The 23,097-nt window shown below is 70.7% G+C and carries 20 protein-coding genes and 1 pseudogene; 12 read left to right on the forward strand and 9 right to left on the reverse strand.

Translation table 11 applies throughout. The features are described from left to right. Positions 1-39: 39 nt before the first annotated feature. From UK82_RS23660 to UK82_RS23675, 4 genes are all read left to right on the forward strand, one after another. Positions 40-1,761, forward strand: coding sequence for an AMP-binding protein (locus UK82_RS23660; protein WP_044887194.1), 1,722 nt, complete (start codon positions 40-42; stop codon positions 1,759-1,761). Then, entirely contained in the window at positions 1,758-2,231 is a 474-nt protein-coding gene (locus UK82_RS23665) for a nuclear transport factor 2 family protein (protein ID WP_052681351.1), read from the forward strand. The genes UK82_RS23660 and UK82_RS23665 overlap by 4 nt, the downstream gene beginning before the upstream one ends. A 75-nt stretch (positions 2,232-2,306) precedes the next feature. Continuing rightward, entirely contained in the window at positions 2,307-2,888 is a 582-nt protein-coding gene (locus tag UK82_RS23670; protein WP_152989998.1) for a hypothetical protein, read from the forward strand. Between the two features lie 547 nt (positions 2,889-3,435). Then, the gene (locus UK82_RS23675; RefSeq protein ID WP_055409410.1) at positions 3,436-3,957 is read left to right on the forward strand and encodes a hypothetical protein; all 522 of its coding nucleotides are present in this window, start codon (positions 3,436-3,438) and stop codon (positions 3,955-3,957) included. 132 nt (positions 3,958-4,089) lie between these two features. Here UK82_RS23675 and UK82_RS23680 read toward each other — a convergent pair whose 3' ends face one another. Continuing rightward, positions 4,090-5,598: an alpha/beta hydrolase domain-containing protein gene (locus UK82_RS23680; protein ID WP_083507329.1), complete on the reverse strand. Its 1,509-nt coding sequence runs from the start codon at positions 5,596-5,598 to the stop codon at positions 4,090-4,092. A 733-nt stretch (positions 5,599-6,331) separates the two neighbouring features. Between UK82_RS23680 and UK82_RS23685 the strand changes: the two genes are divergently transcribed. Beyond that, complete coding sequence (locus UK82_RS23685) at positions 6,332-7,948, forward strand: HNH endonuclease signature motif containing protein (RefSeq protein ID WP_055409412.1); 1,617 nt, start codon at positions 6,332-6,334, stop codon at positions 7,946-7,948. Positions 7,949-8,046: 98 nt separating this feature from the next. On the opposite strand, the gene UK82_RS23690 is transcribed toward UK82_RS23685, so the two are convergent. The 3 genes from UK82_RS23690 to UK82_RS23700 all read right to left on the reverse strand — a co-directional run bounded on the left by UK82_RS23690 (position 8,047) and on the right by UK82_RS23700 (position 11,664). Further along, positions 8,047-8,913 carry a mycofactocin-coupled SDR family oxidoreductase gene (locus UK82_RS23690; protein ID WP_044887197.1) on the reverse strand — a complete coding sequence of 289 codons (867 nt, stop codon included), beginning with the start codon at positions 8,911-8,913 and terminating at the stop codon, positions 8,047-8,049. Positions 8,914-9,111: 198 nt separating this feature from the next. After that, positions 9,112-10,596: an aldehyde dehydrogenase family protein gene (locus UK82_RS23695; RefSeq protein WP_044887198.1), complete on the reverse strand. Its 1,485-nt coding sequence runs from the start codon at positions 10,594-10,596 to the stop codon at positions 9,112-9,114. Between the two features lie 471 nt (positions 10,597-11,067). Further along, a complete protein-coding gene (locus tag UK82_RS23700; protein WP_055409414.1) occupies positions 11,068-11,664 on the reverse strand; it encodes a TetR/AcrR family transcriptional regulator in 597 nt (198 codons plus the stop codon). Between the two features lie 1,496 nt (positions 11,665-13,160). On the opposite strand from UK82_RS23700, the gene UK82_RS41680 reads away from it, so the two are divergent. The 3 genes and pseudogenes from UK82_RS41680 to UK82_RS23710 form a co-directional block, all read left to right on the forward strand. After that, positions 13,161-13,888 (forward strand): cytochrome P450 (locus UK82_RS41680; protein ID WP_255354348.1); only part of this gene is annotated, 728 nt, incomplete at its 3' end. A gap of 1 nt (position 13,889) precedes the next feature. Continuing rightward, positions 13,890-14,117, forward strand: a pseudogene (locus UK82_RS39810) (cytochrome P450); the annotation flags it as partial. A 158-nt stretch (positions 14,118-14,275) separates the two neighbouring features. Then, entirely contained in the window at positions 14,276-14,497 is a 222-nt protein-coding gene (locus UK82_RS23710) for a ferredoxin (protein WP_236706357.1), read from the forward strand. Between the two features lie 115 nt (positions 14,498-14,612). Here the strand turns inward: UK82_RS23710 and UK82_RS23715 are convergent, their stop codons facing one another. Further along, on the reverse strand, positions 14,613-15,713 hold the full coding sequence (locus UK82_RS23715; RefSeq protein ID WP_044887202.1) for a helix-turn-helix domain-containing protein: 1,101 nt from the start codon (positions 15,711-15,713) through the stop codon (positions 14,613-14,615). A 148-nt stretch (positions 15,714-15,861) separates the two neighbouring features. On the opposite strand from UK82_RS23715, the gene UK82_RS23720 reads away from it, so the two are divergent. After that, positions 15,862-16,839 (forward strand): alpha/beta hydrolase, encoded by a 978-nt coding sequence (locus UK82_RS23720; RefSeq protein WP_044887203.1) that lies wholly within the window; start codon positions 15,862-15,864, stop codon positions 16,837-16,839. 81 nt (positions 16,840-16,920) lie between these two features. Here UK82_RS23720 and UK82_RS23725 read toward each other — a convergent pair whose 3' ends face one another. The 3 genes from UK82_RS23725 to UK82_RS23735 all read right to left on the reverse strand — a co-directional run bounded on the left by UK82_RS23725 (position 16,921) and on the right by UK82_RS23735 (position 19,432). Then, positions 16,921-17,658, reverse strand: coding sequence for a glycosyltransferase family 2 protein (locus tag UK82_RS23725; RefSeq protein WP_052681352.1), 738 nt, complete (start codon positions 17,656-17,658; stop codon positions 16,921-16,923). Positions 17,659-17,701: 43 nt separating this feature from the next. Next, positions 17,702-18,301 carry a class I SAM-dependent methyltransferase gene (locus tag UK82_RS23730; protein ID WP_055409419.1) on the reverse strand — a complete coding sequence of 200 codons (600 nt, stop codon included), beginning with the start codon at positions 18,299-18,301 and terminating at the stop codon, positions 17,702-17,704. Between the two features lie 159 nt (positions 18,302-18,460). Continuing rightward, positions 18,461-19,432, reverse strand: coding sequence for an acyl-CoA dehydrogenase family protein (locus tag UK82_RS23735; protein ID WP_044887227.1), 972 nt, complete (start codon positions 19,430-19,432; stop codon positions 18,461-18,463). Positions 19,433-19,542: 110 nt separating this feature from the next. Between UK82_RS23735 and UK82_RS23740 the strand changes: the two genes are divergently transcribed. Together UK82_RS23740 and UK82_RS23745 are read left to right on the forward strand one after the other, a co-directional pair. Continuing rightward, complete coding sequence (locus UK82_RS23740; protein WP_044887205.1) at positions 19,543-20,361, forward strand: Fpg/Nei family DNA glycosylase; 819 nt, start codon at positions 19,543-19,545, stop codon at positions 20,359-20,361. 32 nt (positions 20,362-20,393) lie between these two features. Next, positions 20,394-21,212, forward strand: coding sequence for a DUF1684 domain-containing protein (locus UK82_RS23745; protein ID WP_044887206.1), 819 nt, complete (start codon positions 20,394-20,396; stop codon positions 21,210-21,212). Positions 21,213-21,258: 46 nt separating this feature from the next. On the opposite strand, the gene UK82_RS23750 is transcribed toward UK82_RS23745, so the two are convergent. After that, entirely contained in the window at positions 21,259-21,708 is a 450-nt protein-coding gene (locus UK82_RS23750; RefSeq protein WP_044887207.1) for an Rrf2 family transcriptional regulator, read from the reverse strand. Positions 21,709-21,847: 139 nt separating this feature from the next. Here UK82_RS23750 and UK82_RS23755 point away from each other — a divergent pair, with 139 nt between their 5' ends. Further along, complete coding sequence (locus tag UK82_RS23755; RefSeq protein ID WP_044887208.1) at positions 21,848-23,074, forward strand: acyl-CoA dehydrogenase family protein; 1,227 nt, start codon at positions 21,848-21,850, stop codon at positions 23,072-23,074. Positions 23,075-23,097: the final 23 nt, after the last annotated feature.

Consider the following 23,097-nt stretch of genomic DNA (forward strand, 5'->3'; position numbering starts at 1 on the left):
GGCCGGATCTCCGGCTGGCCCGGCGGATCGGGACGATAGTTGACATATCTAATCGAGGCGATCGAACGAGCCGCCAACCAGTCCGGCTCGGTGACGTTTCTCGACGGCACGGATGTGCAGCGGGTCGAATGGTCGAAGTTGTACGACGACGCCCTACGACTGTCCGCAGCGCTGCAGGAGATCGGCGCCGGCTCAGGCCATCCCCTGGGCATTCTGGCGCCGACGTCGCGGCCCGCGGTCGTGGCTGCCCTCGCAGGCTGGCTTGCCGGCACCAGTGTCACCTTTCTGCCGTCGCCGGCCCGTGCCACGACCCCGGCCGGCTACCTTGCGGCTACCCGCGCCCGGCTGGACTACCTCGGCGAGCCAGTTGTCCTCGTCGGCGACCCGTGGACCGGCGCGATCGATGGGCTGACCCGCCCCGGACGCGTTGTTACCGACCTGCCCGGGGTGCTGTCCACAGCGCTGGCCGGACCCGAACCCATCACCATGGTCCCCGCCGGCTCCGACGACGACCCGGCTATCCTCCAACTGACGAGCGGGACGACCGGCGCCGCGAAGATTGTGCAGATCAGCTATGCAAATCTTGCCGCCAACATCGACGCGATCAAGCGGGCCACCGGGCACGAGTCCATCCATGGCCGAATGCTGTCCTGGCTGCCGCTATCCCACGACATGGGGCTGGTTGGGAGCCTTCTGATGCCTCTGACCTGCGGACGATGTGACGTCATTCTGTCCAGCCCGGCCGACTTCCTGGCCAGACCCGCCGAGTGGATGCGACGGGTGGACCGCCATCGGGCCACCGCGACCGTCGGTCCAAACGCCGCATACGCTCTCGCAGCCCGCTTGCTCGCCACCGGCCCCACACTCGACCTGTCGTCACTGCGCTGCGCGCTGTCCGGTGGGGAACTCATAGACCCCGACGTTGTGGACGCCTTCACCGCGGCAGGGAGCAGACACGGACTCGACCCCGCGACGTTCGTACCCGCCTATGGGATGGCCGAGGCGACGGTCGCCGTGGCAATCTCTCCTGTTGGCCACGGACTGCGCTGCGACGTGGTGGGCGCGGAGGATCTCGAACGGCACGGAATAGCGGTACCGATGCCTGATGGCGCCGCACCGGGAGCCCCCGCCAGGCCGGGGATCAGCGTCAGCAACGAGGGCAGGACGCCGCCGCCGGCCGGCCGCGTCCGACGCATACCTCTGCTCGGCAGTCCGGTCCAAGGGCTCGAAGCAAGGATTGTCGATCAAACGACCGGTCGCCCGATACCCGAACGCCAGGTCGGCGAAATTCAAGTCCGTGGGACTTCGGTGACGGCCGGCTACCGTGGTGACGCCGAGACGACCTCGGCGCGATTCCTCCCCGAGGGTTGGCTCCGCACCGGAGATCTGGGTTACCAGGCCGGCGGCGAACTCGCGGTCACGGGCCGCATGAAGGACGTTGTCATCCTCGCTGGACGCAACATCTACCCGGACGAAGTCGAGCGAGCGGCAGCCCGGGTGCCGGGAGTGCGGCCGGGCAACGCGGTCGCCTTCGGCTTCGCGCGCCGGGGGCCGTTGGGAGACGGCGAAGGTCTCGCCATTGCAGTCGAAAGCCGAACGGACGATCCCGAACGCGTTCGCACCTTGGTTCTCGATGAGGTCCAGGCCGCGCTGGGAATTATGCCACACGCGGTGGTCGTCCTCTCGCCAGGATCCATCCCGAAAACCCCGTCTGGCAAACTGCAACGGGCCGAGGCCGCGCGGAGGTTCACGCCTCGATGATCCCTCCCGTACCCGCCCACGATGGGGACCGTCCAGGCGACCTCCCCGACCTGACCAGGACTCCCCGGTCCGGGGTCGATCTCGTCGGCACCCTACTTTCGGCCTGGACTGAAACAAATCCGCTACGCCGGGAAGCGGCGCTGACGGCCAGCTGCACCCCGGACGTACGCTATACCAACCCGATCGGACAGGCGCAGGGCAGACCTGCGGTCGCCGAGCTCCTCGGCCGGATCGCCCGCAGTTACCCGACCCTGCGGCCAGTTCGGATCAGTGCGATCGATCTCCATCACGGTTACGGACGTTTCGAGTGGGCCATGTGTCTTCCCAACGGCCATCGCGTGCTTGAGGGACTCGACGTGATCACCCTCTCGGCAGATGAAAGCCGCATTGCCGAGGTCGTGGCGTTCTTCGGCCCGACCGACCGCACCACCACCTATACCTACGGCGCGTCAGCTCACGGCGAACCATGACGCGCCGACGCGCATCACATTGCGCTTCCTTTCACTTCACACTTCACGTATTCACAAACATTCCGAAGGAGAAAGATGCGTAGCTTCCCGAGCCCCTCGCGCCGCGCGGTGGGGACAGTCGGCGCGCTCGGTGTGAGGATCGGCACCGCGCTGGGCGCCGCGCCCGTCCAGGCCGCCCAGCCCGCCCCTCCTCCCGTCGGCTTCGATCTGCGGGCTGCCGGTACCCACTCCTACCGGGCGGGAGGTCCGGTCGCGGGCACAACCGCATCGGGCACAACCGCATCAGGCGCAACCGCATCAGGCGCATCCACCCAGGCGATCGAATGGACCTGCACCATCTACCCCAGCGATCCGACCTATGCCGGTGGAACGATCTACGGATACGGCGAACAGAAGTGCTCCGGCCCGATCGCGGCCCAGGGCATCACCGTCTATGTCAAGCACTGGAACGATTCCAGCAATGTCTGGGAACGAGTGGGCCTGGTCGGCACCGCACGTGGCGGTGTCGGAGTGATCAGCGCCGAGGCGAGCCGGCTGTGCATCGGGTCAAGCAGCCCCCAGCAGTGGCGCACCGAGGTCGCAGGCTTCGGTTCCGGTGATTCTGGAAGCTCCTCGGCCACGGACTACTCGAACACCGTCAGCATCTACTGCCGTTGACCGACAAAGCGCAAACAGGCGCCGGCCGGGCTCCGGCGTTCCCCGACCCCCAGGTCATTCCCGGTGGCATCCACGTCTATGAGCGGCTGATCGAGACGCTGGATCTTGTGGTCGTGCTGCATGGGGTGCAGGCGCAGGCAGCCGGGTTCATGGCCGGGTTCTTCGCGGTGGGTCCGGCAATCACCCGGTTCCTGAGCGCCGACGAGGAGCCCGCAGCGCGAGCGGGGCGGGAAGACGCCACGCCGGGTGCTCCGGTCTGGTCCACCCGCGGACCGGCGGCCGTTCTGGTGCAATGCGCGCTTCGGCCAACAGAGCCGGATCTCACTCTCGATCTGTCGCCCTTCAGTGGCATCTACACCACAGACCGGCGAAGATCGCACGGTTGGGTCTGGGCCGCGCCAATTCCGCGCTCCGGCGATGTACTCTGCACCGTTCGCGCCGCCGGGCAGACCGGCCGGACCGTCCTCGACGGTTCGGCGCTGCGCACTGCGGCTCGGGCNGCACGCCGGATTCGGGGAACCGGCGAAGCCGATGGAGAGGGTCGGCGATGAGCGAGTCACCGGGCAAGCTGCCAGCGGTGCCGGTCCCGATCGGCGTCGACTGCTACGCGGTTCTTCTGGAGACCGCACGGCTCGCGGTCGTGGTCGACGGGGTACTCGCCGACCACGACGGCGTCGAAATTCACCTGACCGCGGTGGGAGCGGACCTGCTGTTCGCCACGACCTCGGAGCACACGCGGCCAGAGGGCGACGCGTTGCTGAAGCTGTCCCGATGGATGCGGCAGGAGACAAGCAGCGGGCCCCCCGAGCCGGAGGTGACCCTCGACATCACCAGCCCGGCCATGCCCGGACCACCCTCGGCGACAGTCACCCGGTCCGGGTCCTGGCTCGGGCGCGCATATGCGGTACTGCGGGTGGAACCGATACCCGCCCGTGGGGACCTCCACTGCGCCGCCGCCCTCGCCGGGGACGCCGCCGAGATGGTGATCAGCGGCGACGACCTGCGCCGCGCCGCGGATGCGGCGCAGTCCTTCACCCGGCGTGGCCGGGACCCCGCCGGCGGCAGCTGACTGCCACCCGGCTTCCGTCCGGCGGGATCACAGGTCGCCCGCGCCGACCGCCCATCCCCACGCGCCGGGGATGGGCGGTCGGCGGTCTGCGGCGGTCAGGTGCAGTCGGCAACCGTCACGCGGGAACGACCGTCACTCGGGCACGGTGGATGACGCCGCCGCCGCCACGAGCGGCTTCGCGTCGGCCGGCAGGATGAAGCCGGCGTTCACGGCGCTGGTCGTAGCCTTCGTCCAGGCGGCGACGAAGGCGCCGTGCGACGGGTACAGGGCGTGCAGCTGCGCCGGGGTGAACGGGACGGTGGTGCCGAACAGGGCGCAGAACGAGGAGGAACCGGTGTCCTGACCGAGCCCGGAGAGCTTCGCCACCGGAGCGTCGACCGCGGGGGTGCGGATGCCGCCCTTCACGTTACCGTTGGCGTCGAGAACGTAGGCGTTGTTCGCGATCTGCAGCCGCGGTGCCTTCGACGGCGCCTGCCCGGTGGTGACCCAGCGGTTGAGCTGCGAGAACGCGGCCTGCAGGACGTACTGCTGCTCGCCGGCGTTGATCGGCTTGGCGCAGGAGAAGCCGGCGGCCCCGGTCGGCGGGTTGCGCAGCGCGTTGAACGCGGCGACGCTGCCCTGTCCGTCGCCGACGTCCGTGGCCCCGATGCCGATGGTGTACGCGTCGGCGTGGGCGGTCCCCGCGACCTCCCACAGGCGGAACCGGTTGGTGTCGTCCTGGCGGGCGTCGACGTAGCCGAGCAGGCCGGTCGGCAGGTCCGTCTCGGTCTGGAAGGTCAGGACCGGGACGGCGAGGTCAGGTCGGATCCGGACGACCGCCGGCGCGGCGATGTCGGGGCGCTCCGGGGCCTGGGACAGCGCACTCGCGGTGCCGGCGCGGCTGTGCAGCAGATACCCGTCATAAACGTTTACGAGCGGGTGGATGGCGTTGACGTAGGTCGTCAGCCGGAAGGCCGACTGCGACTCGCCGTCGCCGAGCACCTTCTTCGGCGCCAGCCCGCCGAGGACCGTGCCGGCCGACTTCCGCACCGCCTGGCCGACCTGGGAGAAGATGTCGTACGAATAGCTGTCACCGGGGTGGGACAGCGCCTGGTAGCGGTCCGGGTCGGCGTTCTTCGTCGCGTTGAGCCCGACCGCCTGCGCGGACACCCCGACCCAGGCGTAGCCGTCCCGGATGAGCTGGTTGTGGGCGGCGGTCCAGTCCGGGGCTCCGTCGTAGCCGGCGGAGACGTTGAGCCATTCGACGACGACGGTGCCGTTGAACTTCTTCGCGTCGACCGGGCGGTTGACCACGATCCGGGTCGTGTAGGGCGCCGTGGCGGCCGGGGTCACGGTCCACTTGCCGTCCGATCCCAGCGTGCCCGACGCCTGGTAGGCCTTCGCGGAGCCGGCGAGGAAGTACTCGGACTGCCGGTACCCGACCTTCCCTAAGTCGAAGGCGGTGGCGCCCAGCACGGGAACGCCCTTACCGCCGGTGACGGGCCCGGTCACTGTGGGACTGGCGGCCGAGGGGGTGGCGGCCTCGGCGGCCGAGCTGGTCGCGATCTGGGCCACCCCGGCGGCGGTCACGGTCAGCAGCGCGGCCACCGTTGTCGTCGCGATCCGTCGGCGGCGGGTCCGCCACCTGGCCATCACTGTCATGGTCACGTCCTTTACGGCGAGGGACGCCGCGACCCGACCTGCCTCCACCGAGCCGCGACACGTCAGCATCGGTGGCTTCGCGAGCGATCGCCACGCGCGGCCCCGGTCGGGGAAACGACCTGGGCTGCCGCCGGAACGCCCCCGGAAAGGCTGGGTATTTCGCCGGAACCCGTTTCGGGGCTTTCCTGGAATCACTCATTCACGATGCTGTGTGCCCGACATTACGGGACTTCGACCGTGGACGGCACCCCACCATGGGGTAACGCTCTTCTTGACAGGCACGCTCCTTTTGGTCGGAGTCGGGATGGCGTGCGTTGTCACCCTCCCAACCCCGACGATTATCCGCCGGATGTCGGAAATCCGTATCCACATTACCGACGATCGCGCGGAACCCGGCGCACCCCGGACCGAACGCTTCGCCGCCGGCGCGGCCCCACCTCACCCTCAGCCGCCGCCCCACCGTCAGCCGCCGCCCCACCCGCAATCGCCGTCCCGGCCCGCGATCTGCACCGGCCCCTCGCCGCCCGGCGCCACTGTTCACTGGCAGTCGCAGCGGCCGTACCCGGCGACGAGTGCGCTGGGGATCTTCTCGTCGCCCGCCCCACTCTCCGCAGGCAGTCGCAGCCTTGGGGACATGGACGGGCCGGCGGCATGCGGCGGGCCGCTTCCCCACATCGCTCACGGATACGAACATACGTTCGACTTTCAAGCGTCCGGGATCTACCGTTGACTCATGAACACGCACGGCCCCAGCCCCGGCCGCGAAGCTCCCAGCCCGGTTCCCGACCCCTACGCCGACTCCCACCCCGACCCCGACCCCATCGCCGACCCCGACCCCATCGCCGACGCAGACTCCACCCCCGGTCCCGATTCCGACCTCGCCGCCACCCCCGACCCCGGCCCCGACGCCGTCCCGGCTTCCGCCTTCGGCACTGACCGGACGGGTTGTCCACGGCTGCTTGCCGCGCTGTCCGGGCTCGACGAGCTGGCCGGGCAGGCGGTGGACATGCCCGGCTGGTCCCTGTCCGATGGCGACCTGGACAGCGCGGTGCTGGACTGCTCGGCTTTGCTGGCCCGGCTCGCCGCGCTGCGTCTGGGGTTGATCCGTGAGCTGCACGGCCGCGGCAGCGCTCAACGCGAGGGTGCCACCAGCACCGCTGCGCTCCTGCGCGCCCGGCTGCGGATCCGCCCCGCCGAGGCCCAGCGGCTACTCGGTCTCGCCCTGGCAGTCGACGGCGACCTCACCGCTACCGGCCCTGCCCTGACCGCCGGCACCATCAGCGTCGACCAGGCCTTCGCGATCCACGCGGCGCTGCGCGCCCTACCCCGCGGAGTGGACGTCGGCACACGACGTGAAGCCGAAGCGCTCCTGCTCCGGTGCGCGGACACCTTCAACCCCGCCGATCTCGCCCTCCTCGGCCGCCACATCCGCGAACGGCTTACCGACGTCGACACCAGCCCTGGCGGCGACAGCCCCGACCCCGCCGACAACAACAGCGGTAGTAGTGGCGACGGCGACGGCGACGGCGACGGCGACGGCGGAAATGATCATAATCCCGACGGCGGCAACGTCGGCGGTGGTGCCGATGGAGACGATCCGGCGTCGCGCCGCCACCTGTCGATCACCGACCTGTCCGACGGGATGACCCGGATCAGCGGTGAACTTGATGCCGAGGGCGCCGCTCTCCTGCGCACCGCCCTCGACAGCCTGGCCGCCCCCAGCCCCGCCGTCGATGGCACGCCCGACCCTCGCAGCCCCGCCCGCCGCCGAGCCGACGCGCTCGTCGAGCTTCTGCACCGCGCCCTCGACGCCTCATCGGTACCCGTCTCCGGCGGTGTGCGCCCCCACCTGACCGTCACCGTCCCCTGGGCGACACTGGTCGGCCGCGGCGGGCCGGCCGCGTCCACGAGCTGGGGCCAGCCGCTACCCCGCTCCGTGCTACGCCGCCTGGCCTGCGACGCCGAGGTCAGCCGCATCGTCCTCAACCCGGACAGCGTCCCCCTCGACGTCGGCCGCACACAACGCACCGTCCCGGCCGACCTGCGCCGCGCCCTGGTCGCCCGCGACCGCTGCTGCGCGTTCCCCGGTTGCACCAGGCCGCCGAGCTGGTGCCAGGCGCACCACATTCGGCATTGGACCGACAACGGCGCCACCTGCCTGGACAACCTCGTGCTCGTCTGCGGCTGGCACCACCGCTTCCTCCACCACCACGGCTGGACCGTCCGACTCGGCGCCGACCGCCGACCCGAGTTCCTCGCACCTCTCTGGGTCGACCCGACCCAAAGACCCCGCCGAAACCCCTACACCCAGCCCCTCGAAACCCTCCTCGGCCCCCCGGCAGACCAGTGAGCGGCCCCGGAGTCGAACGTTGGAACCTCGTGGGAGGCGGTGCTCGGCGAGCACTTCGACGCGGCCCGAGCACTGCCTTCCACGAGGCNCGGCGAAGATCAGCCTGTGGGACCGTTCGGGAACTTGAGCAGGGAGCCGGCATCGACCCGGATCTGCTGGCCGGTGATGTACCGGGACTCGTCCGAGGCGAGGAACAGCACCAGGTTGGAGATGTCAACCGGCTCGACGTAGGGGATCGGCATCGCCTGGAACGCGACGAACGCGGGCTCGACGTCCTCCCGGGTCGGGTTCTCCAGGTCCGGCCGGAACTGCGCGTACAGCCCATCGTTGTGGAGCAGGTGGGTGTTGACGTTGGTCGGGTGGATGGCGTTGACCCGGATGAACTTCGAGGCCAGGTGGAGCGCCATCTCCTCGACGTAGCCGATGAGGATCTTCTTCGACCAGCCGTAGCCGGCGCTGCCTGGGCCCATCGCGGGGTTGTCGGTGGTGTTGGGCAACATGGCCGCGGTCGAGCCGGTGACGATGATGGAGCTGCGGTCCGGCAGGTGCGGGACGCTGACCGCGACGGCGTTCAGCACGCCGATGAGGTCGACGTCGACGGCGTCGATGAAGTCGGTGGCCTGGGGGTCGCCCATCGCCATCGGCAGGATGCCGGCGTTCGCGACGACGATGTCGAGGCGGCCGAGCTCGGCGACGCCCTTGTTGACCGCCTCGCGGAGCTGGTCGCGCTCACGGACGTCGGCCTTGGTGGCGATGATGCGCCGACCGAGCTTCTCGACCAGGGTGACGGTTTCGGCGAGGTCCTCCGGGGTGGACAGCGGGTAGGGGTTCGACTCGATCTGCTCGACGATGTCGATGGCGATGATGTCGGCGCCCTCCTGCGCCAGGCGAACCGCGTGGCTGCGGCCCTGCCCGCGCGCCGCACCCGTGATGAAGGCGACCTTGCCCTCGAGGCGACCTGGCATTGTCCTGCTCCTCTGTTCGTGCGTGCGATCAGGTGGTGGGCTGTCCGGATAACGGTGGTCCGGGCATGAGCGGTCCGGGCATGAGCGGTCCGGGCAATCGCCGGACCGGCGAACAGCGGCCCGGGTGTGGGCGGCCCAGACGAACTGCGGCCCGTACAGCCGGCGGCCCGGAGGATCAGCAGCCCGGATGTGGGCAGCTCAGCCGGCGTAGCCGACGGACTTGCTCTCCAGGTGCTGCTCGAAGCCCTCGATGCCGCCCTGGCGGCCGTTGCCCGACAGCTTGTAGCCGCCGTAGGGGCCGTTCGAGCCGTAGAAGTTGCCCCCGTTGACGTTGATGCTTCCCGTGCGGATCCGGCGGGCGACGGCCAGGCCGCGGTCAAGCGAGGCGGAGAACACTCCGCCGGACAGGCCGTACGGGCTGTCGTTGGCGATCCGCACGGCGTCCACCTCGTCGTCGAAGGGGATCACGGCGGCCACCGGGCCGAAGATCTCCTCGCGAGCCACCCGCATGCCGTTGTCCACGTCCGCGAGCAGCGTCGGCTCGACGTAGTAGCCGGTCGGCAGGTGCGCCGGACGGCCGCCGCCGGCGACGACCCGCGCGCCCTCGGCCTTGCCGATCTCGATGTAGTCCAGCACCCGGTCGCGCTGGCGGGCGTTGATCTGCGGGCCGGAGAGGTTCGCCGGGTCGTTGGGGTCGCCGTAGGGAAGCTGGCGGAACACCTCGGTGAGGATCTCGAGGCCCTGGTCGTAGACGGAGCGGGGCAGCAGGATCCGCGTCGTCATCGCGCAGCCCTGCCCGGCGTGCAGGCACGCCCCGAGCCCGGCCCCGGGCAGCACCGAGGGGAGGTCGGCGTCGTCGAGCACGATCATCGCGGACTTGCCGCCGAGCTCCAACAGCGTCCGCTTCATCGTCCCGGCGGACAGTTCGACGATGCGCCGGCCGACCCCGGTCGACCCGGTGAACGACACCATGTCCACCCGGGGATCGGTCACCAGCAGCTCGGCCACCGCGTTGTCCGAGGTCGGGACCACGTTCACGACGCCCGCCGGGATGTCCGTCCGCTCCGCGACGAGGCGGCCGATCCGGGTGGCGTTCCAGGGCGTGTCCGGCGCGGGCTTGAGCACCACCGTGTTGCCGGTCGCCAGGATCGGGCCGAGCTTGTTGATCGTCACCTCGAACGGGTAGTTCCACGGCACGATCGCCGCGACCACCCCCACCGGCTCCTTCCAGACCGCGCGGTGGCTGGGTCCGAACAGGTTCGTGTCGGGCAGCGTGCGCTCCCACGGGAAGGTGTCGATCAGCTCCAGCGGCCCGCGCAGGCCGTCCGCCAGCGGCCAGTCGAGCTGCGCGAAGTGCGTCACCGCGACCGGGGCGCCCGCCTCGGCGATGAGCTCCGCGCGCAGCGCCTCCTTCTCGTCCTCCAGCGCGGCCTGCAACTGGGCCAGGCACCGCTTGCGCAGCTCCCGGTCCGTCGACCACGACGACTCGTCGAACGCGCGGCGCGCCGCCGCGATGGCCCGGTCCATGTCCGCCGCCGTGGCGTCGGTCGTCTGACCGAGGACCTCCTCGGTGGCCGGGTTGATGTTGTCGTAGCGGCCGCCCGCCACCGACTCGCCGAGTTTCCCGTCGATCAGAAAGCGAAGCTCGCCCTGCACGGACACCGCCTCAGACACCGTCGTCATCGCCGATCAGACTCCCTCGCCATCGAAGACCCGTCCTGACGGGGCGGGTGCGTCGAGGAAAGTTACAGCGCATCTGACACTATGTCTACGTGTAGGCCCGGATTCGCACACGAGGACGATCGGCCTCTTTGTACGAAAGTCCGTCGCGCGCCGGAGCGATCGATCGCCCCCGGCGGATATTTCGGGCATGCCGAACCGCAATCCCGCTTTGGTCACCGCGGGATCGGCGGGACGGCTATTTGAACAGTCGCCACTTCCGGCCAAGGCGGGACGTCGTCTGCTGGCCGGGTCCACCGGCCGGGCCCGGGAGTTGGAAGGCAGGCACGCAGGAACTGCCGAACCCCGGCGGTGAAGGATTTCGGTGCTCGCAGCCTCGTCCGACCGAGACTGCGCCCTGGAGTATCCGTCTGGTGACATCACCCCTCTCCGAGCCGCCGAGACATTCCCTGGATGGAGAACCTCCGAGTCAGGTCAGGCGTCGTCTTCCGGGCCGGGATCGCCGACCTTCGCGGGCGCGGCGACAGAAGCCCACAGGGTCACGACCGCGTCGGTCATCTCGTCGGGGTTGGGGGACGGGATCAGATACAGCGAGCTCGTGGCTCGCAGCAGAAGCTCCGCCAGGACCTCCCGTCTCACCGTGCCTTCCTGGACGATGCCAAGATCGTCGAACACGGGCTCGAGGAGTTCCGTCACCTGGGCCACGAAGGTCGGGAAGATGCCGCGGATGAACTCCAGCGCGAAGGCGGGCTCCGCTTCGATGACTCGGGAAACCTCGGGATGGTCGTCTCCGTAGTGCATGATGGCGTCGGCGATCGCGCGGAGGCGACCGGAGGCGACCGGCTGCCCGGCGACCGCTTCGTCGAGCGCGGCGCCGACCCCCCGCCGGACGTGGTCGCTGATGGCGGTGAGCAGCTCACCCTTGGTCTTGAAGTACCGGTAGAGCGTGCCACGGGAGACCTCCGCAGCCGCGGAAACATCGCGCAGGGACATCTTGGCCGGGCCGCGAGCCGCTATGCACCCCAACGCTGCATCGAGGATCTTCGCGGGCGTCTCGAACCTGTTCCCCACTGCGTGCCTCCAGTCCGACTGCGTTCGTCCAGTCTGACGGCGTGCCTCCAGTCCGACTGCGTTCGTCCAGTCCGACGGCGTGCCTCCAGCCTGACGGCGTGCCTCCAGTCCGACTGCGTTCGTCCAGTCCGACAGCGCGCCTCCAGCGTGACGGCGGGACGACCCGCTCCCGGCCTCGTCCACACGAGCGTGCCCCTGGTGGCCCCTAATGGCCGATGGTGGGAGGACTCCCAGGATCAAGATGTTGTGCGCCGGGGCCGTCGAGGAGCCGCCGATGCCTACCAGGGTTCCCGAAGTCACTCAATGCGATCGATCGGATACTCAATCCTTTCAAGGAAGATCGAATAGAACTTTATTGACTCTATTGACTCAATAAGGCTAGCCTACCAGCGTGTCGCAGACCACAGTCTCGCATCGTCGAGCACAGCCACCACCGAGTCGTCGGGCCGCCGTGCGGATGCGGGCGCGGCATGCCGGGCAGTGGTCGGCGTGCCCCAGTCCAGGAGAAAGGGTGGAGCCCCCCGTCGTCTGACCAGATCAGGGCCGCGCGTCGCCCCGATCCAGGCCTCCCCGGCGGCCAGGCCGCGGTCGCGCTGGGTAACCAGTGACACACAGGCACGGTGGCGTTGCATCACGACGGAGAACGCCCACCCTGACGATCGTCCGCCTTGCCCCAGAGGGCACCGTCCGGTCGCGTCGAGAACAGGCGCCCGCAGCCGATACCCGACGGCTCCCGAGCCGGCCCGCCGGCCGCGCCGCCAGCCGGTCCGCTCCCGACGATGATCTGGTCGCGGCCGTCAGCGCGAACCGTTCTGTAGACATGGTCGCCGCACATCGCCTTTGTCGCGCGCGACGAGGTGCCCGACCAGAAGTGTTTCACCGACCTCGCCATCCCCCCAAGAAACCCGGCAGCCGTTTCCCGAGCCGGGTCGAGAGCCGGCGCGGCGGGACGCAACGTTCTCGTGTACGCACTCTAGGGATAAGTCGGTGCCACTGAACATCGGACGGCGCTCGGTGACTGCGGCGGCAGCTATCCGGAACGCCGGCGACTTTCCCGTCATTCCCACTGCGCTCATCACGCTTGACTGCGTCCCACCGCAGGCTGGCGGAACAGGCCGACAGGCTTGCCGTTACTACCGATCACCGACACGCTGAAACAGCGCCGGAAATGCGGTAGATCGGCCCGGCCGTCATATCATAATCACGAAACGAGAGGCCGACCCGTGACCACCGTAGACGAAGCAGGATTTAGCGACACCGACCTGGACCATCACAGCGCAAGATTCCGGGAACACAACTACGAGATTATGACGGATCTCCAGAACCGTTGCCCCGTGGCCAAGTCATCGGCCTGGGGCGGCTACTGGCTCGTCACCTCGTATGCGGCCGTGTTCGACGCCTGTCGAGACTCGGATCTCTTCAGCAACCATATGAGCAAAGCTATTCCGGCCCTGCCGATCGAGACGTCTTTCATTCCGATCGACATCGACCCGCCAATGCTGCAGAAGTACCGGAAGTTACTGCTTCCCTACCTCTCGCCCAAGGAGGCGGAACAACGGGAGCCGGCCCTGCGGCGCACGGCCACCGAGTTGATCGACGCCTTCATCGAGAGCGGCGAAGCCGACCTCGCCGAGCAGCTCTTCACCCCGCTTCCGGCCCGGTGGACGCTGCAGCTCCTCGACTTCGACGAGAGCCGCTGGCCGGACTGGATCGACTGGCTGCACTCTCTCATCCATGACCGTGCCTATGCCCCGGAGCGGTCCGCCCAGTCCGCGGCCAACATCTACGGCACGATCGCCCAGGAGATCGCCCAGCGCCGGCTCCACCGGGGCAAGGGCGTGCTCAGCGATCTCATGGAGGCGGAGATCGACGGGGCGAAGCTTTCCGACGAGGAGCTTGCCGGCATCGTCGTGCTGCTCCTGCTCGGCGGCATGGACACCACGGCAGGCCTCACCGGCAATGCCTTCCTGCGCATCGACGCCGATCCTGCACTGCGCCGCCGGCTCCTCGAGGACCCGGCCGTCCTGGAGAGCGCGACGGAGGAGTTCCTGCGCCATGACACCCCGGTGCAGGGCCTCACCCGAGTCGTCACCCGGGACGCGGAGTTCCACGGCCGCCAGCTCAAGAAGGGCGACCGGGTCATGTTGATGTTCGCGGCGGCCAACCGCGATCCCAGCGCCTTCGAATGCCCGCACGAAATCGATCTTGATCGCGGCACGAATCGNCACATGGCCTTCGCGCTGGGTGTCCACCGCTGCCTGGGATCGAACTTCGCGCGGGCCATGTTCCGCGTGATGATTACCGAACTGTTGCGTCGGCTGCCGGACGTGCATGTCGCGGCTCCCATCGAGCGCCTTGCGGACGCGGGCGACGTCTACGCGGTAAAGCACCTTCCGGTTCGCTTCACTCCCGGGCCGCGCGAAGGCGTGGGTATGCCTGCCTACCGTGACTGAGCCAGCGGCCGCGGTCCCGTGGCGCCTTACGCGACGCCTGGAACGCCGCAGGATCTCGAACCCGTTCCGGATCTGGTAGGCGGTCGCACCGGGATGAGCTGCGCGGTCGGATACAGCTTCCCAGCACCACGTCCGGCTTTCTCATCGCGCACTGCGTGATGACCATCGAGCTGAGAGGGACTCAGATGAAGGTGTCGGTCAGCAACGAGTTCTGCCAGGGCCACGCGCAATGTCATGCGAAGGCCCCGGAGGTCTATGCGCTCGACGACGAGGGTTTCATCGGCGCGGTGGCACAGCTGGACGTGCCACCTGGCCTGGAGGAGGCTGCCCGGCTCGGTGCCGCGGCCTGCCCGGAGCGAGTGCTCTCGCCGGTCGAGTAGGTGTAGTCCGCGCGAGCGGGGACCTGTAAGCCGAAGGGGGTCCGGTCGGGCCCAGTCCAGTCCGGTCGGGCCCCGTCCGGTCGGGCCCCGTCCGGTCGGGCCCGGTCCGGTCGGCTCAGGTCGGAAGGTCGTCGAGATCGGCGCAGAGGGCCCGGATGATCAGTGCGGCCGTCAGCCGGGTCCGGCCCGCCGGGGTGTCGATGGAGAAACCCAGGACGCGCTCGGCCTTGGTCAGGCGCGCGATCAGGGTGCTGTGGTGCACGTACAGCACGGCCGCGGCCTGCCGCAGCGAGGCGGTGGCGCCGACGGCGACGAGCATGGCCAGCGTCTGCGGGCCCTGCGGCTCGGCGCCGAGCCGCCGCAGCGCCGCCACGTCCGGCGAGGCGGCGAGCCGTTCCCCGGGCACCTGCTCGGCGATGGCCCGCCAGACGCCGAGGCTCTCCTCGGTGACCAGCGCCGACCCCCCGGCGAGCGTGGTCAGCCCGGCCGGCAGCCCCGAGCCGGTGAACCGCAACGCCGTGCGGGCGCCGCGCCACGCCCGCTGCGCCGCCGAAGCCGGCACCGGCGCGGACCGGCCCACCTGCACGCCGGTCGGGATCGTCGGCTCGTCGGCGGGTGCCTCCCGACCGACCACCGCGCGCACGTCGCCGATCCGCACGGCGCGCACCCATGGATGCAGCCCGGCCAGGAACTCGGCGCCGGCCGCGGGATCGGGCGAGCGGACGGCGTAGACCGTGACCGGGCAGGTCGGCTCGATGCCGAGCAGCCGCAGGGCACGCGCCCGGCCGGCATCATCAGCGCCCGCGCCGAGCACCAGTTCCAGCAGCGCCGGATCTCCGGTCCCGGGATGGTCGAGCCGCGGCCGAGGGGACAGCGCCCGAACCGCGTGCGCCAGCCGGTCCAGGAGCATCCGATCCTGCGCGAGCGGCTGTCCCGGCCGCGCGAGCCACACCCACCGGTCATCGCCAACCGGCGCCCGGGCCACACCGTCGGGCGGGTCGCCGGCGGACGGGACTCCCCCACCAGCCCGCACCGCCAACGGCGGCACCGAACCACCGGCGAGGCCGACCTCGCACCCGGCGAACTGGGCGGTGGCCGACAGCACGGCCTCCAGGCTGGCCCGGTGCTCGACGAAGCCGTCGAAGAAGGCGATGATCCGCACCGCGCCCAGCGCGCCCTCATCCAGGTCCGCCAGCCGCAGGATCAGCCCCTCCATGCCAGGAGACTACGACCGTGGGCAGGCGCGCGGGCGCCGGCAAGGCGCGCGGGCGAGCGATCGCCGCTGGACACGAAACAAGCCCGCGCTCAACGATGACCCGAGGCCCCAGCCCCCGGGTGCCAGCTCACGGACGGGAGGATCGCCGGTGCGCTACGCCATCGACCCGGAAATCGCGCCGTGGATTGCGCTTCTGGTCGACGTGCCGATCGCCGACGTCGCACAGGCCCGCGCGCTGATACGGGAGCTCACCGCGGCAGCGCCGCAGCCCGATTCCGGCGGTATGGTCTCGATCAGCGAGCGGACGATCCCGGGACCGGCGGGGGCGCCGGACGTCCGGGTGCGGATCTACCGTCCCGTCGCGGCGCCGGCCGACTGTCCGGCGGTGCTCTTCCTGCACGGCGGCGGTTTCATTCTCGGCGATCTCGACATGGCGCACTCCGAGGCACTCCGGTTCGCGGAGCTGGGTTGTGTGGTGGTCAGCGTCGACTACCGGCTCGCGCCCGAGCATCCCTACCCGGCCGCGGTCGACGACTGTTACGCCGCGCTCACCTGGCTGGCCCGCGAGGCCCGGCCGAGCCTGGGCGTGGATCCGGCGCGCATCGCCGTCGCCGGCGGCAGCGCGGGTGCGTGCCTCGCCGCCGCGCTGACCCTGCTCAGCCGCGATCGCGGGGGCCCCGCCCTCTGCTTCCAGTTTCTCACCGCTCCCAAACTCGACGACCGTCTCGACACCGTGTCGATGCGCACGCTCACGGACACCCCGATGTGGGACAGCGGAAAGGTCGCGCTCACCTGGCGCTACTACCTCGCCGACCGCGCCGGCGCCCCCGACGCGGTCGTGCCGCCCTACGCGGCGCCGGCGCGCGCGGCGGACCTGTCGGGCCTGCCGCCCGCGTTCGTCTCGGTCTGCGAGTTCGACCCGCTGCGCGACGAGGGCCTCGCCTACGCGCAACGGCTCGTCCAGGCCGGGGTGCCCACCGAGCTGCACCTCTACCCGGGCACCTTCCACGGCTCGCGGCTCATCCACAACGCCAAGATCACCCGGCAGATGATCGCCGACGAGGATCGCGCGATCGTCCACCGCCTCGGCCTCGAGCCTCGTCTCCTCCCGAGCCGAGAATCCTAGGACCGCTCCCGAGCTGGGAATCCTGGGACCGTAGTGCTGGGACCGCGAGTGCTGGGACCGCGAGTGCTAGGACCGCGAGTGCTAGGACCGCGGGCGGGCGGAAACCTGCCGGCGCGGGTCCCCCGGCTGCTCGAAGCCGCTCAGGACGTGGGCGAATCCGCCGTCGACACGGGAGTCGCGGCGCGCGCTGGTGGTGACCCGCACCGCGGTCGTATGCAGGACGCGCAGGTCGAGATGGCGGTGCAGGTTCGCGGCCAGGGCGTTGTCCTCGCCGACGGAAAGCGGGGGGATGCCGCCGACCCGGTTGTAGGCATCCAGGCGGATGCCCAGGTTGGCGCCGTGCGCATGCCGGTGCCGACTCGAGTCTGCAGGTTCCATCCCACGGTAATGCCGCAGGAAACGTCGCTGAGCGGGGGCGGGAAAGCCGTCCCAGTCGTCGATGTCGACCACGCCGAACACCGCATCCGCGCCGTCGCGCGCGAACTCCACCTGAGTCGTGATCCAGTCGGGGGAGACCTGGCTGTCCGCGTCGGTGGTCGCGAGCCACACCGCGCGTGGATGGATTGCCGGCATGCCCGCCGCCACCCGGGAGATCAGGTGCGCGAACCCGCGCGACCGGGCCCTGCCCACGTTCCGCTCGCGCACGGCGAGGGTCGGCACGGCGCGCGTCCGGCAGTGCCGGGCGGACTCGTCGCCGCAGTCGTCGAGCACGACCAGCACCGCGACGTCGACGCCACGCAGACCCGGATGGTGGACCGCCTCGCCCAACGCGTCCAGGCAGGCCCCGATCAGATCCTGCTCGTCATGGGCCGGGACCACGACGCCAACCCTGCTGATTCGGTTCACAGCAGGCTGACCCGCTTCACCGCAGGCCCGTCCGCGCGGCGACCGAGCGGGCGTCGCGCGCCCAGACGTCCGCCACCAGATCGTCTTCGAGATGGTGCACGAGGCGCGTCAGTCCCGCACCGGCGGCGGCCTCCCCGAGCAGCGCATGCACCTCGTCGCCCCCGCACGGGTAGTCCTCGACGGGATGCCGCCAGTGGACGGCGACGAGCGTGCCCGCCGAGGCGGTGGCACGGGCGGCAACGAGGCGGGCGTCGGCCCGGTCGAAGTAGTAACCCACCTCGGAGAGCACCACGAGCTCGAAGGTCCGCGTGGGCCAGTCCCCCGGCAGCCGCGCCACCTCGACGCGCACGTTCGGCAGGTCGGCGGTCTGGCGGGTGGCGGCCGACACCGCGGCGGGCGCCACATCGGTCGCCAGCAGCCGCCCGCAGCGGCCGGCGAGATCGCGGGTCAGCAGGCCGATTGAGCAGCCCGGCTCATAGCCGGTCGCATAGCGGTCGTCGGGGAGCAGGGCGACGGTGAGCGCCCGCTTCCGCCGCTCGTACCAGCGGTCGGCGAAGCCCCACGGGTCGCCGTCGCCCGCGTACATCTCGTCGAAGTACTGCGGCGGCAGCGTCATCGAACCCTCCGTGAACCCTCGCGGCCCGGCTTCCCGCTGTGTACCCGGGTTCCGGTCGGCAACGACAGCAAGGACGACAGCAGGGACGGCAGCGGGGACGGCAGCGGGGACGGCAGCGGGGACGGCAGCGGGGACGGCAGCGGGGACGCCGCTCGCGAGTCACAGCGACCAGCCGGGCTCGGCCGCGGCAACGACGGCGGCGCCGAGATCGGCCAGGTCCCGTTCGGCGTGCTCCTGAAGGAGGTAGACCTCCAGGTCGGCGACGCGAGCGGCATGCCGGCGGTCGCGGGCGCGCGGCCCCGGCCCGAGCGCCCGATCGACCCGGCGGATCACCTCGGCCGCCGCCCCCGCCACCGTCGCCCGTGCCCGCCGGGCGAGACGCGCGTGATCCGCGTCGGGACGGCCGTCGACCGCGACCGCCGCCGCCCGCAGCACATCGCGGGCGCCACCGAGCGCGACGTCGACGGCGCCGAGATGGGCCGCCGCGTGCGGGTCGTCCCCGCGGCCGCCGACCCGCTCCCGCAACGGCGCGGCCACGGCGGCAGCACCCCCGTACCAGCAGGCCGCGACGCCGATCCCGCCGATCCAGAACCCGGGACGGCGCAGGTATTCGTCCGGCCCGCCGACGGCGCGGGCGGGAACCCGGTCGAAGCGGACCCGCCGGGTGTCGGCCGCCTTCATGCCGGGGGCGGCCCAGTCGTCGGCGGCGACGGTGATCCCCGGGGCGTTCAGCGCGACCGCGAGGAGCTGGCGAGACTGTCCGTGGCGGGCAGTGACCAGGGCGTGGGTCAGCAGGGTCGCGCCCGAACACCAGACCTTGGCCCCGTCGAGCAGCCAGCCCGTCCCCTGCTCCTCGAGCGGGACGGCGGTCAGTACACCGGTGGGATCCTCCGCCGCCCAGACCCCCCAGCGGGACCCCGGCGGCAGCGGTTCTCCCGCGAGCTCGGCGACGATGGCCACCGCGTCGGCGTGCGCCTCGGCGAGCCGCGCGAGCACCAGATCGTCCGCCGCGAGCGCCGCCAGCGCCGTCCAGCGTTCGAGCGTCCGGCCGCCCCCCGGCAGCGGCAGGTCCCCCGCGGCCACGCACGCCTCGGCCAACGCGTCAGCCCGTACCCGACTAGGTGCTCGCATGGTCCCCTCGCAACCGGCATCCGGTTCACGGCGGGCGGCCACCCGAGGGTCCGCCGGGCCGCTCGTCGGAGTATGGGGTACCCCCTCCGCGGCAGTACGATCGCCCGACTATGCCCGAAGGTCACACTGTGCACAGGTTGGCCGCGGTTCACCAGCGGATGTTCGCCGGCCGGCCGGTGGCCGTGGCAAGCCCCCAGGGCCGTTTCGCCGAGGGAGCGCGCCGGCTGGACGGCCGGCTGCTCACCGACGCCGAGGCACACGGCAAGCATCTGCTCCTGCGGTTCGACCACGACCAGATCCTGCATGTGCACCTCGGCATCTACGGCACCTACGCCTTCGGCCCCCTGCCCGCTCCCGTGCCGACCGGTGCCGTCCGGCTGCGGCTCACCGCGGACGCCGGATACGCCGACCTGCGCGGTCCCAACGCCTGCGAGCTGCTGGAACCCGGCGGGGTGAAGACGCTGCGCGACCGGCTCGGCCCCGATCCGCTGCGCGGCGACGCCGACCCGGACCTGGCCTGGCGACGGATCGAACGCAGCCGCACCCCGATCGCCATCCTCCTGCTCGACCAGACGGTCGTGGCCGGCCCGGGCAACATCTACCGGGCCGAGGTGCTGTTCCGGGCCGGCCTCGACCCACTGCTGCCCGGACGGGACCTGGCCCGGCGGCAGTGGACGGCCATCTGGGCCGACCTGGTCACGCTGATGGCCGACGGGGTGCGGACGGGCCGGATCGACACCGTGCGCCCCGAGCACACCCCCGAGGCGATGGGCCGCCCCCCTCGGGTCGACGACCACGGCGGCGAGGTCTACGTCTACCGCCGCGCCGGCCAGCCCTGCCTGATCTGCGCCACCACGGTGCTGACCACCCGCCTGGCCGGCCGCAACCTGTTCTGGTGCCCCGGCTGCCAGCCACCTCACATAGGCTGAACTGTACCGATGCGACGAGGGCGAGACCGGTCATGGGATTCACCGAAGAGTGGGAACGCTGGCATGCCCGGCGAGTGGAGGCACTCACCGCCCCGTTTGGCCCGCTTTCCAGCCTGTGTCGCGGTCGGGCGTACCGTTCGGCCACCTCGTCCGATGTCGCCGGTCTTTCGTGGGTCAACCCGCTCGATGCGTGGGCCAACCCGCTCGGCGCGCTGACCGGGACCGGCAGCCGGTCGGCGCCGGGCGCGCTGCGTCGGGTGGTTCTCGACACCCCGCTGCGCGGCCTGGGTTCCTATGCCGGTCTCACCGACCAGCAGAAGACGCTGCTCGGCCAGGAGGGCACGTACGGCCTGGGCCTCAGCCAGGTCGAGGAGGGCGCGATCCGGGTCTCGCACGGTGCGATGGAGGTCTTCGAGCCGCATCCGGACTGGGTGGTTCCCGCCGTCTTCCAGCCCTGGCCCGATGGTTCCAGCGTCCCGGTCGAGGTGCCCAGCACCAAGTCCGGCACGATGACGCTCACCCTGGTCGGCCGGGTCGAGTTCAGCCTGCCGGACGGCGGCACGACGGGGCTCGCGGTGAGTCCGCTGCTGCAGGGCGAGCTACACGCCGTGTTCGTCGACCTGTCGCGACGGAACCGTTTCCCGTTCCGCTTTCTGCGGATTCCCGCGCCCGACGACGACAACACGACGGTGCTCGACTTCAACCGCGCCGTGCTGCCGCTGGCCGCGTTCAACGACCGCATCCCGGCTCCCGCCCCGCCGCCGGGAAACGTCCTGGAAGTCCACGTGACCGCCGGCGAAAGCCATCCGCAGCCCGACGTCTCCGACATTCTCGAATATCTCGACAGCTAGGCCCGGGGACGGCCTCGGCTTCGGCTTCGGCCTCGGCTTCGGGGCGCTACCGCCAGGCCGACCGGCTCGCGGCGGTGTCGATCACCTCGGCGGGAAGCTGGTCCCGGGCAACGTCAGCGACCGTCACCGACTCCAGCAGTCTGGTGAGGCCGGCGCGCATGGCGATCCAGACCTTCTGCAGGGGCACCGCCGTCCCCTCGTAGGCGAGATCCTGCGGAAGCTCGCCGCGCACGGTGGTCACCGGCCCGTCCGCCGCCTGGATGACATCGGCCAGGGTGATCTCATCCCCGGGCCGGCACAGCCAGAACCCGCCCCCGACCCCGCGCTGGCTCGCCACGAGGCCGGCTCGGCGCAGGTCGCCGAGCACGCTGTCGAGGAACTGGCGGGGGATCTGCTGTTGCTCGGCGATCTCCGGCGCCGAGCGACGTTGTGGGTGGGCGGCCGCGAGCTCGATGACCGCTCGCAGCGCGTAGTCGGTTCGCGCCGAAATCTTCATGCCGCCTGCATCGGGTCGGGATCATGCGACGCACCTGCGGCCCGTCGTCGACATTCTAGGAGTTCGACGCCACTTCGGCGATAATCGCTAAAACCGATCGGCATAGTAGGATTTACGCTGGGCAGACGGGAGACATGCGATGAGTCCTGGTCCAGCAGCACCGACCGCGGCGGCGCCGGCCGCCGGGGCGCCGCTTGCGGGTCTCGAGAACCTGCTGGCCGAGATTGCCACCGGGGCGGCCGAGCGGGAGACCCATGACCGGCCGCCCTTCGCGGAGATGGACCTGCTGCGCCGGTGGGGAGTTGGCACGCTGCGGGTGCCGGTCGCCGCCGGTGGGCGGGGGCTCGGCCTGGCCGCCTTCTTCGATGTCGTGCGCCGGCTCGGCACGGCCGACCCCAACCTGGCCCAGGCACTGCGTAACCACTTCGGCTTTGTGGAGTCACTCCTGCGCCAGCCGCCCGGTAAGACGCGCGACAGCTGGCTCGACCGGGTCGTCGCCGGTGAGCTGTTCGGGTCGGCGGCAAGCGAGTTGTCCACCCCTCGGGCGGGCGTCATCGGCACCTCGACGAAGCTGGTCCGGGACGGGGACGGCTACCTGCTCGCGGGAAGCAAGTACTACAGCACCGGCAACATCTACGCGGACCGGATCGTGGTGATCGCCGTAGCCGAGGACGACGCGCTGGTCAGCGCGATCGTTCCCGCCCACCGCGAGGGTGTCGTGCACCTCGACGACTGGGATGGCATGGGCCAGCGTTTCACCGGTTCGGGCACCACGGAGTTCCACGATGTCCGCGTCCACGCGACCGAGCTCCTCTCGTTCGGCGACGCGACCGACCCGGGACGGGCGTTGAGCCCGACCTTCTCCCAGCTCTACCTGACGACCATCATCGCCGGCATCGTCGAGAACGTGCGGCTCGACGTCCTCGAGCTCGTCTCGCGGCGCTCCCGCAACTTCCGCCACGGCCTGGTCGAGGAACCCCGGCACGAGCCGACGGTGCAGGAGACAGTCGGGGAGATCGCGGCGAACAGCTTCGCCGCGACATCGATCGTGGCCACCGCCGCCGTCGCACTCGCGGCCGCGCACGAGGCGCTCGGCCACGGCGACGGTCACGCCGACGACGCCCGGACACGGGCGATGTTCGCCGCGGCGAAGGCGAAGACGATCGTCGACCGGATCGGCACCGACACCGCGTCGCTGCTGTTCGACGCCGGCAGCGCCACCAGCGTGCGCCGCGGACCGCAGCTCGACCGGCACTGGCGCAACATCCGCACCCTCGCCTCGCACAATCCTCGTTCCTACAAACTGCGCCTGATCGGCGACCATGAACTGAACGGAACACTGCCGCCCCCGGGCGCCTTCTTCTAGACCGGGCCTTCCGCCAGGCCGGC

It is taken from the genome of Frankia sp. ACN1ag (genome assembly GCF_001414035.1).
In the GTDB taxonomy this organism is placed as follows: Bacteria; Actinomycetota; Actinomycetes; order Frankiales; family Frankiaceae; genus Frankia; species Frankia torreyi.